We start from the raw sequence: 15,422 nt of genomic DNA on the forward strand, positions 1-15,422 counted from the left end.
GGTAATCAGGAATCAGCATGACGCAGAAACCGGTAATGCACAGCGCTCACTGGGGCGCTTTTCACGTCCAGAACAGTGACGATCAACTGCTGATTGAACCCTTTCGTGGCGATCCCGATCCCAGTCCGCTATTGCAGAACTTTCGTCAGGCACTGAATCATCCGGCTCGCGTCGCGCAGCCGATGATACGCCGTGGCTGGCTGGAAAACGGGCCAGGTCCGGATGAGCGTCGCGGAGCGGACGAATATGTCGCAGTGAGCTGGGAAGAGGCCAGTCAGCGGGTGGCACAGGAGCTTCAGCGGGTCGGAGAGTCTTATGGTCCGGAAGGCATTTTTGGTGGATCTTACGGCTGGTCAAGCGCAGGCCGCTTTCATCACGCACAAAGCCAGGTGCACCGTTTCCTGAATACGGTGATGGGGGGATATGTCCGTTCGGTCAACAGTTACAGTTCCGGTGCGGCCTCGGTCCTGCTGCCGCATATTATCGGTGACATGAACGAGATCGCACGACGTGGCGTCAGCTGGGAAGAGATTGCCAGGCACAGTGAAGTCGTTCTGGCGTTTGGCGGTCTGGCGCTGAAGAATTCGCAGGTCGCCAGCGGCGGCCTGAGTGAGCATACCGAGCGCGGTTTTATAGAGCGTGCCGCCCAGCGCGGAACCCGTTTTATCTCAGTGAGTCCGCTGAAAAGCGATCTGCCTGATGAGGCGCAGGGCGAGTGGCTGGCACTGCGGCCCGGCACGGATGCGGCATTTATGCTCGGACTGCTGGCCGTGCTGATTGCGGAATCGCTGACTGATGAGGCGTTTCTGGCGCGTTACTGTGTCGGCTGGCCGCAGATGGTCGCTTACCTTCGCGGTGAGGAGGATGGCATCGTCCGTGACGCGCAGTGGGCGGCCGCGATCTGTGGCGTCAGCAGTGACATCATCAGTCAGTTTGCGCGGCAGCTTCACGGCAAGCGCGTTCTCATCACCGTAGCTCATGCGTTGCAACGTGCTGAGCATGGTGAACAGCCAGTATGGCTTGGCCTGGTGCTGGCGGCAGCGCTCGGACAACCGGGACTGCCCGGTGGTGGATACACCTATGCCTTAGGGGCGCTCGGCCACTATGGCAAGCATCACAATCTGGTCAGTTTTCCAGCCCTGCCGCAGGGTAAAAATGGCATCGACCGCTTTATTCCGGTGGCCCGTATCGCCGACATGCTACTCCATCCCGGTACCCGATTTCACTACAACGGTCGTCAGCTTACCTATCCCCATGTCCGGCTGGCCTACTGGGCAGGTGGCAATCCGTTTCACCATCATCAGGATCTGGCGCGGCTGCGCCAGGCATTCTGCCAGCTGGACACGCTGATCGTTCACGAGAGCGCCTGGACTGCCACGGCACGCCATGCGGATATCGTTCTGCCTGCCACCATGACGCTGGAGCGCGAGGATATCGGTGGTGCGCCGACCGATCGCCATTTAGTCGCCATGCAACCCGTGGCCGCGCCCTATGCCGAAGCCCGGGATGATTATACGATTTTCCGTGACCTGGCCCGGCGTCTGGGCAGGGAATCGGCGTTCAGCGAAGGGCGCGATGCGCGTGACTGGCTACAGCATCTCTACGGTCAGCTGCAGGAAAAACTGGCGGCTCATGCGATACAGACGCCCGACTTCAGCCAGTTCTGGCAGCAGGGCGTGCTGGAGCTACCGCAGGTAAAGGATGGTGGCCGCATGATGAGGGCGTTTCGTGACGACCCCGACGCCGCGCCGCTGCCAACGCCAGACGGAAAAATTGAGATCTTTTCCGCGGTAATCGCCAGCTTTGGATATCACGACTGTCCCGGTCATCCCGTATGGCGCGAGCCGCAGCAAAAGCCCAGTGCCAGCTATCCTTTCTGGCTGATTGCTAACCAGCCTGCTTCACGGCTGCACAGTCAGCTCGATTTTGGCGATTACAGCCAGAGCACCAAGCGGAGCGGTCGTGAAGTCTGCACTCTGAACCGGGCCGATGCGGTCGCGCAGGCGATCGCGGAGGGGGACATCATCGAACTCTTTAACGATCGGGGTCATGTGCTCGCCAGCGCCCGTCTCACCGACACCATTATGCCCGGTGTGGTTCAGCTGCCCACCGGCGCCTGGTACGACCCGGTGGATCCCACCGCGGCCCGCCCGCTATGCCGTCACGGAAATCCTAATGTGCTGACGATGGATATCGCTACCTCCTCGCTCACACAGGGATGCAGCGGACAGATTACCGTCGTCCAGGTGAGAAAGTTCGCCGGGGAGATTACGCCCGTTCAGGCGTTCACGCCCCCGCAATAGCAGACTAGCGGTTCAGTGCTCCGGTCAGCGTCTGCAGGTCGGCTGCTGACCGCAGGGCACTGACAGCAGCAAGGAGTTCGGGCGGCGCGTCATCCAGCGCCCGGTGGAGCTTGCTGTTGACATCCACGCCTTCCGCCAGCGATGCCTGTCGCGTCCGCCGCTGATGCCGCGTTGTGCCATCCGAAAGCCTCAGCGTGACCACATGAAAGCGCAGGGCAGGATTAAGGGCATCCGGCGGCGCAGTCTCATCCGGCGTCCGCCGTACGCGGCTGGCCAGCGGCATCACCTGCTGATTGAGATTGCCTTCGGCGAAATCCTCCAGGCGCAGGTCGCCATAAATCAGCATGGCGGCGATCACATATTCCAGGCTGAATCGCGCTTCAATGCCGTTAGCCGGCGTCCGGATTGAGGCGGCAATATCACCGCCCGGTGGAAAGGCAACGGTGATCTCAACGATCTGGCTGAGCAGGGCATCCAGAGATTTGCCCGCCGCCAGCCACTGCTGACGCAGAATGCGGGCGGCTTCTGCCGCGCTATGGGTGCCCGCGCAGGTCGGGAAGGGTTTGAACTCCAGTCCTGGCGTAATGATTCGCCAGGGGCTGCCCCAGTTTTCAATTACCGTCTCCGGCTGCGCCTGACCTGCGCTACTGGCGGCAAGGAAGGCTTCAATAACTCCCTGCTGGCGGCCATCGAATCCGGCCAGGGTAAGCTGAGCCGCCGTTACGGCACGTTCAGCGGCGAAGCCTGCATGAAGCGGTTTTACCGCCGATCCAAACTGCGCCCGTAAACCGCTGGCCTGGGTCGCCGCAATGCCGAGCAGGGTGGCCGTAGCCTCTCTCTCCATCTCCAGCAGGCGTGCCAGCGCCGCCGCCGCGGCAAGGGTGCCCAGCGTTGCTGTATTGTGATACCCCTGTGCATAGTGCTGCTGAGTGGCGGCCAGCCCAAGACGACCGGCCATCTCCACACCGGTAACGTAGGCATCCAGAAACTGCTCAGGGCGTTTGGGCTGATACTGCTGCCAGGCAAAGAGCGCAGGCAGGATCACTACGCTGGGATGACCGCGGAAATCAGCATGAAAGTCGTCGTAGTCCAGCGCATGTCCCGCATAGCCCAGCAGCAGCGCCTGCGAACGCAAACTACGATCCTGCCAGAGGTGACGAAGAGCCGGTAAGCCACTATCCGGCACCTTGCCCTGGAGTACCGGCCAGCTCACTGCCAGAAAATCCCGGATGCCTTCGCGTGCATGCTCGTGCGCGGCGGCATCCGGCTGACCGTCGAGGATCGCGGCAGCCAGCGCCGCAGTCAGGTTCATTGGGGACGCCCCGCTGAGCTGAGTGCCGCCCGCGCAAGGTTGGCCAGATAGCGCGCCGTGGGGATCAGCACCTCATCATTAACCCGGAAAGCAGGGTGATGCAGCGCATAGGGTTCACCGGTACCCACCATCATAAAAGCGCCTGGCAGCCGCTGCTGGTAGAAGGCAAAATCTTCTCCAATCGGACTCGCCTCAACCACGCGTGCTTCAAATCCACTGCGCTCCGCCTGCTGTAAAGCCACGTCCACCCAGTGCGCATCGTTGACCACCGAAGGTGGCCCGGCGTGCCAGTTAAAACTGATCTGTGCATCAAAGGCGGCCCCGATGCCCGCCACAATCGTCCGGAAGCGTTGCTCAAGGCGCTGCCGGGTTGATTGTGAAAATGTCCGAACGGTGCCCTCCAGCCAGGCGCTGTCCGGGATGACGTTCCAGGTGCTGCCGCTGTGGATCTGGGTGACAGAGACCACGGCGTTGTCAGCAGAAGGGGCATTGCGGCTGATCAGCGTCTGCGCAGCAGCAACAATCTGGGCCGCAATAACGATGGGATCATTACCCTGATCCGGCTTAGCGGCATGACTGCCAGTGCCGCTAATCGCAATCTCAAAGCGGTCGACGGCGGCGGTCAGCGGCCCGGCTTTTGAGCCAATGACGCCAGCGGGCAGGGACGGATCGTTATGAATACCGAAAATCGCCAGCGCATCGTTTAATGCCCCGCTGGCAATCACCTCCGGCGCACCCTGGCCCGTCTCCTCCGCGGCCTGAAAGAGGATCCGTACCCGACCGGGCAGATTCTCTTCCTCTTGCTTTAACAGGATCGCCGCGCCCAGTGCCGCCGCGCTGTGAAAATCGTGTCCGCAGGCGTGCATCACGCCAGGACGCTGTGAGCGATAGCTGACGCCAGATTGCTCTTCAACAGGCAGCGCGTCGATATCGGCCCGCAGAACAATCAGCGGGCCTGCTGACGCGCCAATCTCTGCGACCAGGCCGGTTTTCAGCGGCAGACTGAGAATACGTATCTGATGCTTTTCCAGCTGCGCGCGCAGGCGGGCTGTGGTGTCGAACTCCTGATTCGATAATTCCGGAAACTGATGCAGTTCATGACGGAATGCGATTAGCTGATCGTCTAATGTGGCGGAAATAGTGATGCTCATGGTGCGCTCCCTTGTTCTGCTGTCTGACGGCGTAACCAGACATCATGTGCCGCCGGATCCAGAATTTTTTTCATATAGAGGGTGATATGGCCTTTGCCAAGATCGCGGGTATGCATCGGCTGGAAACCGCGCTTCAGGTACATCGCCTGCAGCCACGGATGGCTGGTGGCCGTGCCCAGAGAGACTGCCGGGGCGCGCAGCTGACCCGTCAGAATCTCCTGTTCGATCCACTCCAGCACCTGGCGACCAAAGTGCTGGCCGGGATAGTCAGGATGCGCGCCAAACCAGCCAATATGTGGCAGGCCAAAGGGGCCAGGCAGCGGTCCCCAGGGATAGCGAACGGTGGCTGAAGAGACCATCTTCTCGTCTGCATAGAGCGCATACACGCCATGACTCTGCAGATGGTGTAGTGCCATCGCGCGGTCAGCGGTGGCGGCATCAAATTTAATGCCCAGCGCTTTAACGGGCGCATAAGCAGCATGCATCAGAGCCAGATAAACATCGGCTTCATCCTCTCTGACCTGGCGAAAATCGAGTTGCATGTTATTTTCCGAAAATTGCGCTGCGTAGAGTGAATTAATTCAGCCGGAGGAGAAGAGTAACAGTAAAGCGTCAGACTGCTATATGTGAAAAATAACTAACCTCATGCAGATTTGTGAATAAAGAATGGCGGGTTTTCAATTGCTTAAATGAGTGATTACCGTACTATTTAAATAAGAAGTAACTCTATTTTCAGTCAGCAACTTAATGTATTTGAATCCCTTTTTGGCCTAATTTTTATAATCAGGATACCGCTGTGTTAGCAATTACCTCTCCGCGAGCCTATGCACATGAGGCGGGCCTGCGTGCACGCGTCGGTGAGTTTATAAAGCCTTATTCCCGCCATATCCGGATAGTAACGTCGCCGCGCGCGTGGCAGGCGGTTAACCCCGAATTAAGCCAGAGTCTGGCGGCGTCTGATATTCGCTGGCAGCTGGACTTTTTAACGAGTGAATGTACTGAAGCGGCTATTGCCCATGTCAGAGAGCAAACCGAACAGCAGGGTGCAGAGTTGCTGCTGGCGATTGGTGGTGGACGGGTACTGGATACCGCCAAAGCCGCTGCCAGCCAGCTACCGGGGCTGACGCTAATCAACTTCGCCACTCAAGCCGCCACCTGCGCGGCATGGTCACCGCTTGCGATTATTTACGACGAGACGGGCGGGCATCTGCGCAGTCAGCCGCTGGAAAAAATGCCAGAGCAGGTGCTGGTGGACAGTGAGGTGATCGCCAGGAGCGATGTGCGCTTTCTGAAAGCGGGTATTGTGGATGCGCTGGCAAAATATTATGAATTCCGGCCTTACCAGAAGCATAACCCGAACGATCTGGCGCTGGATTTGAAGGTAATGACAGCGCGACAGGCCCTGGACGCTTTCAGGCGCTATGGCGAAGCCGCGATCGCCGCCTGTCAGCAGCAGCAGGTTACGCCTGAGCTGGTAAAAGTTATTGATGCCTCAATCGTGCTGGCCGGTCTGGCAAACAGCGTGCGTGATGCGCTGCCGACGCCGGGGCTGGCGCATGCCATCCATAATCGCCTGACACATCAGCCAGAACTGCATCACTGGCTGCATGGTGAAAAAGTAGGGTTCAGCCTGCTGGTGCAGTCGCTGCTGGAACAGGCGGAAGAACCCGATGCAGAACTGCTTACGCTTCTGCGCTATTACGACATGCCATTAGTGCTGCCTGCGCTGTCGGGCGATCGGCAGGCCGCACTGCGCAATATTGCACAGCAGGTCAGATTCCCCAAAGCCAGTGCAGAACGCCTGCCTTTTAACGTCTCCGCCAGCGCAATCGAGCAGGCTCTGCGGGCAACAGACACCCTTTTACAGGCGCGCTGAGGCGTGCTTTTTCACTTTTCATATCAGGAATAACATATGCATGCTGCCACTTCACCCCGTCACCTGCGCCTCGGCCTGTTTGTTCAACCTGTGGGCCAGCACGTCAGCGGCTGGCGCCTGACGGAACAGCTGGGCGATCCCACCGACATCGACTGGCTGATCACCCTGGCGAAAAAAGCCGAAGCAGGGAAATTCGACCTCTTCTTTGTCGGTGATGCGCTGGCAACCAGCATGTATCGTCTGCCATCGACCATGGCGCGTCTAGAACCACTGACGATGCTGGCGGCGCTGGCGGTCAATACCCGGCATATCGGCCTGGCCGCGACCGCCTCTACTACTTTCAGCGATCCCTTTACGCTGGCGCGCAGCTTCTCATCGCTGGATCACATCAGCCGGGGTCGTGCCGCGTGGAACGTCGTCACCTCGTTTTCCGCCGACGTTGCACGTAACTTCAGCCGCAGCGATATGCCCGATCATGCTGCACGCTACGCTCGTGCGCGTGAGTTTCTCGACGTAACGAATAAACTGTGGGAGGGCTGGGAAGAGGGCGCCTTGCAGCCAGACAAGGCGACCGGGCGCTATTTCGTCGATGAGAAGATTAAGCCAATTCATCATCAGGGTGAACATTTTCAGGTTCAGGGTCCGCTGAATATCACCCGTTCGCCGCAGGGCCGACCGGTAATTATCGAAGCAGGTTCTTCTGCTGATGGTCAGAAGCTTGCAGCGGAGACGGCGGAAGTGATCTTTACCGCATCTGCCAGCCTGGAAGAGGCGCAGGCCTTCTATCGTGCGCAAAAAGCGCAGGTAGCGGCGGCGGGGCGCAGCCCGGACCAGGTGGTGATCATGCCGGGCGTCATGCCGATTATTGGTCACACGCGTGAAGAAGCGAAGGCACTCTGGAAAGAGCTGAACACGCTGGTGGATATTGAGAATGGGCTGAGCCAGCTCTCACTGCGGTTCAGCATGGATCTCAGTCACTATCCGCTGGATGGCCCGGTGCCGGAGGTGCCACTGGGCGAGGGGAACCAGAGCCGTGTCAGACTGATGACCGATATGGCAAAACGCGAAAACCTGACGCTGCGCGAGCTGGCCGCCGTTGCCGCCGGTTCACGCGGACACCGCGTGATTGTCGGCACGGCTGAAGATATCGCCGATGACTTCCAGCTATGGCTGGAGCAGGGCGGTGCAGATGGTTTTAACATCATGCCCGCCATCATGCCGGAACAGCTCGATCTGTTTGTGGAACAGGTGATCCCGGAACTGCGCCGTCGCGGACTGTTTCGCGAGGAGTATGCGTTTGCGACCCTGCGTGAGAATCTGGGGCTGCCGCCGGTGTAAAAGGGCCCTGCTGGCTGCCGCAGTGGATAATTACCAAAAAAGATAGCGGGTCGCTATAGTGGTGATCTCCCCTACGGACGATGAGGACAGGCGATGTCAGACCACTGCTTTTTTACCAGAGGCAAAGAGACCGTTGTGCTGCGAAGCTCAGAACGGAAGCGTGCTGCAGAGCTGGCGGAGCAGGGTTACGTGAGAGAGCCTGAAGAGATTGATGCGACCGATGAAAAGCAGGCGCTTGCCCGACTGAACGACATACGGAAAGAACAGGCTATCGATCAGCATAACTTCCTTTCCGGTGCGTTTGCGATGCCACTCATCGGTGTGCTGACCGCGCTTGCGGCCTGTCTGTTCTGGCGAAAAAAGCGATAACGTCAGCCTGAATGGCGGCACGCTCATTAGCCTCCGGCATGTCAGGAACATTGCTGACATTTACGACCGCTATGCATTACGGCGGCCCCATCTTCTTCATCAGCCCGCTCTGTAATGCCTGAGCGGGCTTTTTGTTGCAGCACGCCGGTTCACCCGCGCTCCGTTCACTGCACCCTTGCTCGCAAAACAGTGACGTCCTGATGTAATCACGCCGAAAAGGCCGGGCACCTCTTTTCGTTTCTGTTCATCGCACAGGCATCCGGTGAGGCGTTGCTGCACACTCGATTATCGCTGTGCAGCTACATAGCTCCTGACCTGTATCAGAGGATGTCCTGTGTGGACGATTAAAACGACGGAGCGATTTAACCGCGGGTTTTCTCTGCCTGATGACAGCGACCGTACTGCGTGCTGGCAACATTGATGATGTGGCGGGAGTAGGGGCCGGTCTTTCCAGGCCGTGTGCGGATTCGCTCAGAGGCTCCGTTTATCTGAACATATAAGAGTTACGCATCCAGAGCGGTGGCAAGCCGATCAGCGCGTTCTTTGCATTTGACCCACAGCGAACGGCGATCCTGCTTTGGGCCGGAAATAAGGCGGGCAATGAACAGCGTTGCTATCAGGAGAGGATTCTGGTCGCCGATCGGGAACGCACACACTGGCTGAAGACGCTTAAACACCAGGAGTCAGGTGATGGGCAGAACGCTGGAACCGCTTGTTGCCGATGAAAACCCGGAGGTCGTTGCCGACGGGCAGGCTATGGCGACAAACATCCTGCTCAATATGCACTTCGCTGAACTGCGTGAAAAAGTGAAGAAGAGGCTGGCAGAAATGGCGGGAGCGCGGGGTATCACGCAGCCTGCCGTGGCGGGCATGGAAAAGCCGGGACGAGCCCTGAAACTTTCCACGCTGAAACGCTATGTCGATGCGGCAGGGGGGAAGCTGAAACGGGCGGCAGAACGGCCAGATGGTTCGCACGACGGTTTCCGGGTGTAATCACAGGGGCGCAGACCCCGGACGCGCAAAAGCAAAAAGCCCGCTCAGGTTTCCCTGAGCGGGCTTTTCTAATTCTGGCTCCTCTGACTGGACTCGAACCAGTGACATACGGATTAACAGTCCGCCGTTCTACCGACTGAACTACAGAGGAATCGCTTGAACGGGGCGAATATTAGCGGCACGGATCCCGCTTGTCAAAGCCCTGTTTACTGAATTGCGTTCAGATGCTCGTAAAAGCAGCGGATTGGTGATTTTTCCCCAAATCTGCTGGCTTTTCAAACTGCCAACAGGATCTCACTTTGCGGGCATTTCTCCGCAGATGTTAGAGGCATGTCAAAGTTTTGCTGTTTGCCGATGTTAAAACAACCATTTCAGTGCTTTTATGATAAAAATTTCAAAACGACTTTAGATGGAACAAATAAACTGCTTATCATCACGGTCGTCACTATCGGCCATAACTGAAACAGCATTCTGAAATTAACTGTCTGTAGATCAAGTGATTGTGAAAAGGAGCGGTCGATCACAAAAATAGTCAGAACCTGAAGTCTTACCTCAAATTTCCCGAAACAGACGCCAGTCAGACTGGATGAATGTAAAAGATATTTTTCATTCTCATAGCGCTGCTGAGCAAGTTAACAAATAAGAAGGGTACCTATGAACATCAAAAAAACGATTGTCGCCTCACTGTTAGCCTGCATGTTACCTGCCGCGGTTATGGCAAAAGATATTTCGGTGGGTGTCTCGATGGCGCTGTTTGACGACAACTTCCTGACCATTCTGCGCAACTCAATGCAGAAAGAGATGCAGAAAGATAACGTCAAAGGGCAGGTTGAAGATGCGAAGGGTGACGTTTCACAGCAGCTGCAGCAGGTACAGAACTTTATCGGCCAGGGCGTAGATGCCCTGATCGTCAACCCGGTCGACACCAATGCGGTGAAACCGATTATGGATCAGGCGAGCAAAGCAGGCATCCCGCTGGTCTTTGTTAACCGCCGTCCGCAGGCGGAACTGACCGGCAAAATGGCCTATGTCGGCTCCGACTCTGAACTGGCCGGACGCTTACAGATGGAAGCGCTGGCCAAGGCGATGAACGGAAAAGGTAACGTCGCCATCCTGATGGGGGATCTGGCGAACGAAGCGACCCGCGACCGTACCAAAGGTGTCGAGCAGGTTGCGGCGAAATTCCCTGGCATCAAGATCGTGCAGAAGCAGACCGCCAAATTTACCCGTAACGACGCGGTAGATGTGGTGAGCAACTGGTTAACGGCGGGCGATCAGATCAACGCCATCGCCTCTAATAACGATGAAATGGCGATTGGTGCGCTGCAGGCGCTGGGTAAAAACCCGGATAAAATCCTGATCGCCGGGGTGGATGGTACGCCTGATGCACTGCAGATGCTGAAGCAGGGCAAGATGGTCGCGACGGTCTTCCAGGATGCGAAGGGTCAGGGTGAGGGTGCCGTACAGACGGCCATCAAACTGGTAAAAGGCGAACAGGTTCAGAAAGTGATCAATATCCCTTACCAGCTGATTACCAAAGAGAACATGGAACAGTTTACCAATCGTAACCTGAAATAATCGTTCCCGACCCAGCTGTACGGAGGTGATAAATGAACGCGTTTGCGCTTGAAGCCGAAGGCATCAGCAAGTTCTTCCCCGGCGTTAAAGCCCTCGACAACGTGTCGTTGCGGGTGCGTCCGGGAACGGTACATGCCTTGATGGGCGAAAATGGCGCGGGCAAATCCACTTTAATGAAGTGCCTTATCGGGATGTATCGTCCCGATAAGGGCACCATCAGAATTAAAGGGGAGCCGGTGCAGTTTCAGGACACCATGGACGCGTTGCGTTCCGGCATTTCGATGATCCACCAGGAGCTTAACCTGGTGCCCTACATGACCGTCGCTGAGAATATCTGGCTGGGCCGCGAACCGATGAAATTCGGCTTCGTCGACCACGCCCGACTGAATCAGGTCACACAGGAACTGCTGAACCGCCTCAATATCCGGCTCAAAGCCGAACGGATGGTGGGAGAACTGAGCATTGCGTCGCAGCAGATGGTCGAGATTGCCAAAGCGGTCTCCTGGGACTCTGACATTGTCATTATGGATGAGCCAACCTCCGCACTGACGGAAACCGAAGTGGCGCATCTGTTTACCATCATTCGCGACCTGCGCGAGCAGGGCAAAGCGATCATCTATATCAGCCATAAGATGGATGAGATTTTTACCATCACCGACGAGGTCAGCATCTTCCGCGACGGCAGCTGGATCGCCAGCGACCAGACGGCGAAGTATACCCGCCAGTCGCTGATCACCCAGATGGTGGGACGCGAACTGACCCAGCTGTTCCCGAAATTCAACAGTGCGATCGGCGATGAGGTGCTGACGGTGCGCAATCTCAGCTGTCGCGATCGTTTTACCGACGTCAGTTTCAGTGTGCGGCGGGGAGAAATCCTCGGCGTCGCCGGGCTGGTGGGCGCGGGACGCAGCGAGGTGATGGAGAGCCTGTTCGGGATGGAGAGCTTCGACAGCGGCGAGATCTTAATTGATGGCGTGCCGGTGACGATCGACTCGCCCTCCACCGCGATCGAGAAGGGCATGGCCTTTCTCACCGAAGATCGTAAAAAGTCCGGACTGTTTCTGGTGCTGTCGGTGATGGAAAACATGAGCATCGTCAATATGCCCGAATACAGCGGCAAGAGTGGCTTTGTCAGTCATGTGAAGATGGCGCAGGACTGTATGGATCAGATTCGCCGTCTCAATATCAAAACCCCGACCATGGATCAGATCATCAACAACCTCAGTGGCGGTAATCAGCAGAAGGTGCTGATTGCCCGCTGGCTGCTGGCACAACCGAAGATCCTGATTCTGGATGAACCAACGCGCGGCATCGACGTTGGTGCAAAAGCAGAAATCTACCGTTTAATTAGTGAACTGGCCAACCGTGGCGTCGCAATCATCATGGTCTCATCTGAACTGCCGGAAATTCTCGGCATGAGTGACCGGGTGATGGTCATGCACGGCGGGCGTATAACCGGCATCCTCGATAAAGAAGACGCCGATCAGGAAACCATTCTGTCGTTGGCATCCGAATGAGGCGCGAGACCACTATGAGCAATATGAAAGCTACTGCCACGCCGGCAGCCCCGCAGCAACCCTCTTTTTTTGCCAGCCTGCGTCATAAATTGCCGAAAGATACCGGCATTTTCGTGGTGATGGTCGGGATTGCCCTGATTTTTGAAATGTTTGGCTGGTACGTACGCGACCAGTCTTTCCTGCTCAACACCAACCGTCTGATCCTGATTGTGCTGCAGGTGGCGATTATCGGGATCATCGCCGTCGGGGTGACTCAGGTCATTATCACCACCGGTATCGATCTCTCCTCGGGGTCTGTGATTGCCCTGGCGGCGGTCGTGGCCGCGAGCCTGGCGCAGACCTCTGACAGCCTCTCGCCGATGTATCCATCGCTGGTGAATATGCCTGCGGTTATCCCGATCGCGGCCGGTATCGGCGTCGGCCTGCTGGCCGGGGTGGTCAACGGGGTATTGATCACCCGCACCGGGATTCCACCCTTTATCGCCACGCTCGGCATGATGGTGTCGGCTCGCGGTCTGGCGCAGTACTACACGCAGGGCAATCCCATCAGCTTCCTGTCCGATGGCTTTACCGCAATCGGCCAGGGTGCCATGCCGGTGGTGATTTTCCTGGTGGTGGCGCTGTTATTCCACATCGCCCTGAAACATACCCGCTACGGCAAATATGTCTACGCCATCGGCGGCAACATGACCTCGGCGAAGGTCTCCGGTATCAACGTTAATAAGTATCTGATTATCGTCTACACCATTGCCGGCGCGCTCTCTGGCCTGGCGGGTGTGGTGCTGGCGGCGCGCGTCAGCAGCGGCCAGTCGAGCATGGGGATGTCTTACGAGCTGGACGCGATTGCCGCAGCCGTCATCGGCGGCAGCAGCCTGATGGGTGGCGTAGGCCGGATCACCGGCACCTTAATCGGTGCGGTCATTCTCGGGCTGATTAAAAGCGGATTCACCTTCGTCGGCGTCGATGCCTACATTCAGGACATCATCAAAGGCATCATCATCGTGGCAGCGGTTTCTATCGACATGCATCGTAACCGCAAAAAACGTTAACCGGCAGGCGTTGCCCTCTTCAGCACCGGGAAGAGGGCAGCGTTTGCTCTTATCAGTTCCCGTCAGTAATAAGTAATCGCGCTGATAGCGCTTACACTCTTTTCCCTGCTGTCATCCCTCTTTTCAGGCCTGGCAGGCTCCGGCCGCAGGTGCAACCTTTGCACTGCCCGGAAAGTGATGATTTCCGTCATCACTTTTCTGCACGTCTGACTCGCAGCGTCTGCACTGTGACAGTGCGTTCCATTGCTTTCCCCGCGGCAATGCGCTATCGACGATCCTTATTAACCCATAGGAGGTAATCAGAAACGCTTATTTTCCGGGCCGTTAGAAAACATCCTCGCCCTGCACGCATGACGATGTTTAAACCTGGCCTGCATCTTGCAAAATCTCTGTTATCAGGGCGAAGGGCTAAGACCTTTTTCGCTATTCGGGGTGAGTGACGGAGGCAAGATGAATTTAAGACGACTGAAGTACTTTGTGAAAATCGTCGATATCGGCAGTCTGACGCAGGCAGCAGAAGTGCTGCATATCGCCCAGCCTGCACTCAGTCAGCAGGTGGCAACGCTGGAGAGTGAGCTGGACCAGCAGCTGCTGATCCGCACCAAGCGTGGTGTGACGCCGACCGAGGCAGGCAAAATTCTTTATGGTCACGCGCGGACGATTCTGCGCCAGTGTGAGCAGGCGCAGACGGCGGTCATCAACGCCGGGCAGGTGCTGAGCGGTCAGGTGTCGATTGGTCTGGCACCGGGTACGGCGGCATCATCGCTGACCATGCCGCTGTTACAGACGGTTCGCGATCAGTTCCCGGAAGTGCTGGTCTACCTGCATGAAAACAGCGGCAGCGTGCTGAACGAGAAAGTGATGAACGGTCAGCTGGATATGGCGGTCCTGTACGATCGCGCGCCGACGGCAGGAATCAGCAGCATGCCGCTGATGAAAGAAGATCTCTATCTGGTGGGCGCGACCGACTATCCGGGCGCCAGCGTTGACCTGGCCGATGTGGCGCAGATGAGCCTGTTTTTACCGCGCGACTACAGCGCGGTGCGCAAGCGGGTCGATGAGGCATTTTCACTGCGCCGCCTGAGTGCGCGTATTATCGGCGAGATCGAATCGATCTCTACGCTGACCGCCGCCATTTCGAGCGGGATGGGCGTAACGGTATTGCCGGAATCGGCCGCCCGCGCGCTGGTGGGCTCAGCCGATGCCTGGATGTCGCGCATCAACAGTCCATCGCTGAGTCTGCCGCTTTCGCTGAATATCTCCGCCCGTTTGCCACTGTCGCCTTCTGCGCAGGCCGTGAAAAATATTCTGCTGTCGCTACTCAATAAGCCGCTGAGTGAAGAGCGTGAGTTGATGTTAGTGGGGTAAGGGCGTTGTGTTGAGGGCAGGCGTGGCGGGGGTTCACAGAAAAGCCGTTGAGCGTTGCGGGAGAACTTCACTACGGCTTTGCACTGAGCGGGCTTCGTCCGCCAGGCAGCGGGGCCTTTCAGGTTGCCCGAGCGGGCGGGCGCCTCCTGACAATTCCGGCCTCTGGTTCTCTTCGCGCCCCGCTTTGCGGGGTTACTTCTCTGCCCTGTGGCTCACGATCCGGCTCTTTGCCGATCTTCTGTCGGCTCCTTATACCTCCGGTTTTTTCCCTGGCGCTGCGAAAACTTCTCTCACGCCCCTACACCTGTAAGTTCTTTTGTTTTTTGCGATGCAGTGTTGTCTGCTGGCCCTGAAGCCAGAGCCAGCCCGTTAACTTAAAGCGATATAGCATCTAACACAGAAAGAAGACGTTACAGCGGGAAGGGAGGCCGTCAGAGCCGCTGAGCGTATGAGGGATTTCAGGACGAGCGACAGGGATGTCGCGTCCCGCCGGTCCGTGAGAAATCCGGAATAAGCGAAGGGACCGCGAAGCGGCGGTAATGCAGGCCGGAGCCGGGGGCGCGGCGAC

12 protein-coding genes, 1 tRNA gene and 1 pseudogene are annotated in these 15,422 nt (G+C 57.5%); 10 read left to right on the plus strand and 4 right to left on the minus strand.

The genetic code is table 11. The features are described from left to right. Positions 1-17 precede the first annotated feature (17 nt). Entirely contained in the window at positions 18-2,303 is a 2,286-nt protein-coding gene (locus tag J1C59_RS07090; protein WP_140916866.1) for a molybdopterin-dependent oxidoreductase, read from the plus strand. Between the two features lie 4 nt (positions 2,304-2,307). On the opposite strand, the gene J1C59_RS07095 is transcribed toward J1C59_RS07090, so the two are convergent. Genes J1C59_RS07095 through J1C59_RS07105 form a run of 3 tightly spaced genes read right to left on the minus strand, consistent with a single transcriptional unit; the run spans position 2,308 to position 5,308 of the window. Beyond that, complete coding sequence (locus tag J1C59_RS07095) at positions 2,308-3,615, minus strand: MmgE/PrpD family protein (RefSeq protein ID WP_128084517.1); 1,308 nt, start codon at positions 3,613-3,615, stop codon at positions 2,308-2,310. Continuing rightward, positions 3,612-4,766 carry an amidohydrolase gene (locus J1C59_RS07100; protein ID WP_128084516.1) on the minus strand — a complete coding sequence of 385 codons (1,155 nt, stop codon included), beginning with the start codon at positions 4,764-4,766 and terminating at the stop codon, positions 3,612-3,614. The genes J1C59_RS07095 and J1C59_RS07100 overlap by 4 nt, the downstream gene beginning before the upstream one ends. Beyond that, positions 4,763-5,308, minus strand: coding sequence for a GNAT family N-acetyltransferase (locus J1C59_RS07105; protein ID WP_140916865.1), 546 nt, complete (start codon positions 5,306-5,308; stop codon positions 4,763-4,765). Before J1C59_RS07105 ends, J1C59_RS07100 begins: the two co-directional genes overlap by 4 nt. Before the next feature lie 254 nt (positions 5,309-5,562). On the opposite strand from J1C59_RS07105, the gene J1C59_RS07110 reads away from it, so the two are divergent. The 5 genes and pseudogenes from J1C59_RS07110 (at position 5,563) to J1C59_RS07130 (ending at position 9,342) form a co-directional block, all read left to right on the plus strand. After that, positions 5,563-6,642: an iron-containing alcohol dehydrogenase family protein gene (locus tag J1C59_RS07110; protein WP_128084515.1), complete on the plus strand. Its 1,080-nt coding sequence runs from the start codon at positions 5,563-5,565 to the stop codon at positions 6,640-6,642. A gap of 36 nt (positions 6,643-6,678) precedes the next feature. After that, positions 6,679-7,980, plus strand: a complete 1,302-nt coding sequence (locus J1C59_RS07115) for an LLM class flavin-dependent oxidoreductase (RefSeq protein WP_128084514.1) — start codon at positions 6,679-6,681, stop codon at positions 7,978-7,980. A gap of 135 nt (positions 7,981-8,115) precedes the next feature. Beyond that, on the plus strand, positions 8,116-8,349 hold the full coding sequence (locus J1C59_RS07120) for a hypothetical protein (RefSeq protein ID WP_339329381.1): 234 nt from the start codon (positions 8,116-8,118) through the stop codon (positions 8,347-8,349). A 334-nt stretch (positions 8,350-8,683) separates the two neighbouring features. Beyond that, positions 8,684-9,074 (plus strand): annotated as a pseudogene (locus J1C59_RS07125) (type II toxin-antitoxin system RelE/ParE family toxin). Next, positions 9,040-9,342 carry a transcriptional regulator gene (locus tag J1C59_RS07130; protein ID WP_128084512.1) on the plus strand — a complete coding sequence of 101 codons (303 nt, stop codon included), beginning with the start codon at positions 9,040-9,042 and terminating at the stop codon, positions 9,340-9,342. The pseudogene J1C59_RS07125 and the gene J1C59_RS07130 overlap by 35 nt, the downstream one beginning before the upstream one ends. Before the next feature lie 75 nt (positions 9,343-9,417). Here the strand turns inward: J1C59_RS07130 and J1C59_RS07135 are convergent. Further along, positions 9,418-9,493: transfer RNA gene (locus J1C59_RS07135), tRNA-Asn, on the minus strand. A gap of 503 nt (positions 9,494-9,996) precedes the next feature. Between J1C59_RS07135 and J1C59_RS07140 the strand changes: the two genes are divergently transcribed. The 4 genes from J1C59_RS07140 (at position 9,997) to nac (ending at position 14,854) form a co-directional block, all read left to right on the plus strand. Further along, positions 9,997-10,920, plus strand: a complete 924-nt coding sequence (locus J1C59_RS07140; protein ID WP_111140678.1) for a sugar ABC transporter substrate-binding protein — start codon at positions 9,997-9,999, stop codon at positions 10,918-10,920. Between the two features lie 32 nt (positions 10,921-10,952). Then, positions 10,953-12,437, plus strand: a complete 1,485-nt coding sequence (locus tag J1C59_RS07145; RefSeq protein ID WP_128084511.1) for a sugar ABC transporter ATP-binding protein — start codon at positions 10,953-10,955, stop codon at positions 12,435-12,437. 23 nt (positions 12,438-12,460) lie between these two features. After that, positions 12,461-13,486: an ABC transporter permease gene (locus tag J1C59_RS07150; protein ID WP_208721843.1), complete on the plus strand. Its 1,026-nt coding sequence runs from the start codon at positions 12,461-12,463 to the stop codon at positions 13,484-13,486. Between the two features lie 450 nt (positions 13,487-13,936). Continuing rightward, positions 13,937-14,854, plus strand: coding sequence for a nitrogen assimilation transcriptional regulator NAC (gene nac, locus J1C59_RS07155; RefSeq protein WP_128084509.1), 918 nt, complete (start codon positions 13,937-13,939; stop codon positions 14,852-14,854). Positions 14,855-15,422: the final 568 nt, after the last annotated feature.

Source organism: Pantoea deleyi (assembly GCF_022647325.1).
GTDB classification, from domain to species: Bacteria; Pseudomonadota; Gammaproteobacteria; order Enterobacterales; family Enterobacteriaceae; genus Pantoea; species Pantoea deleyi.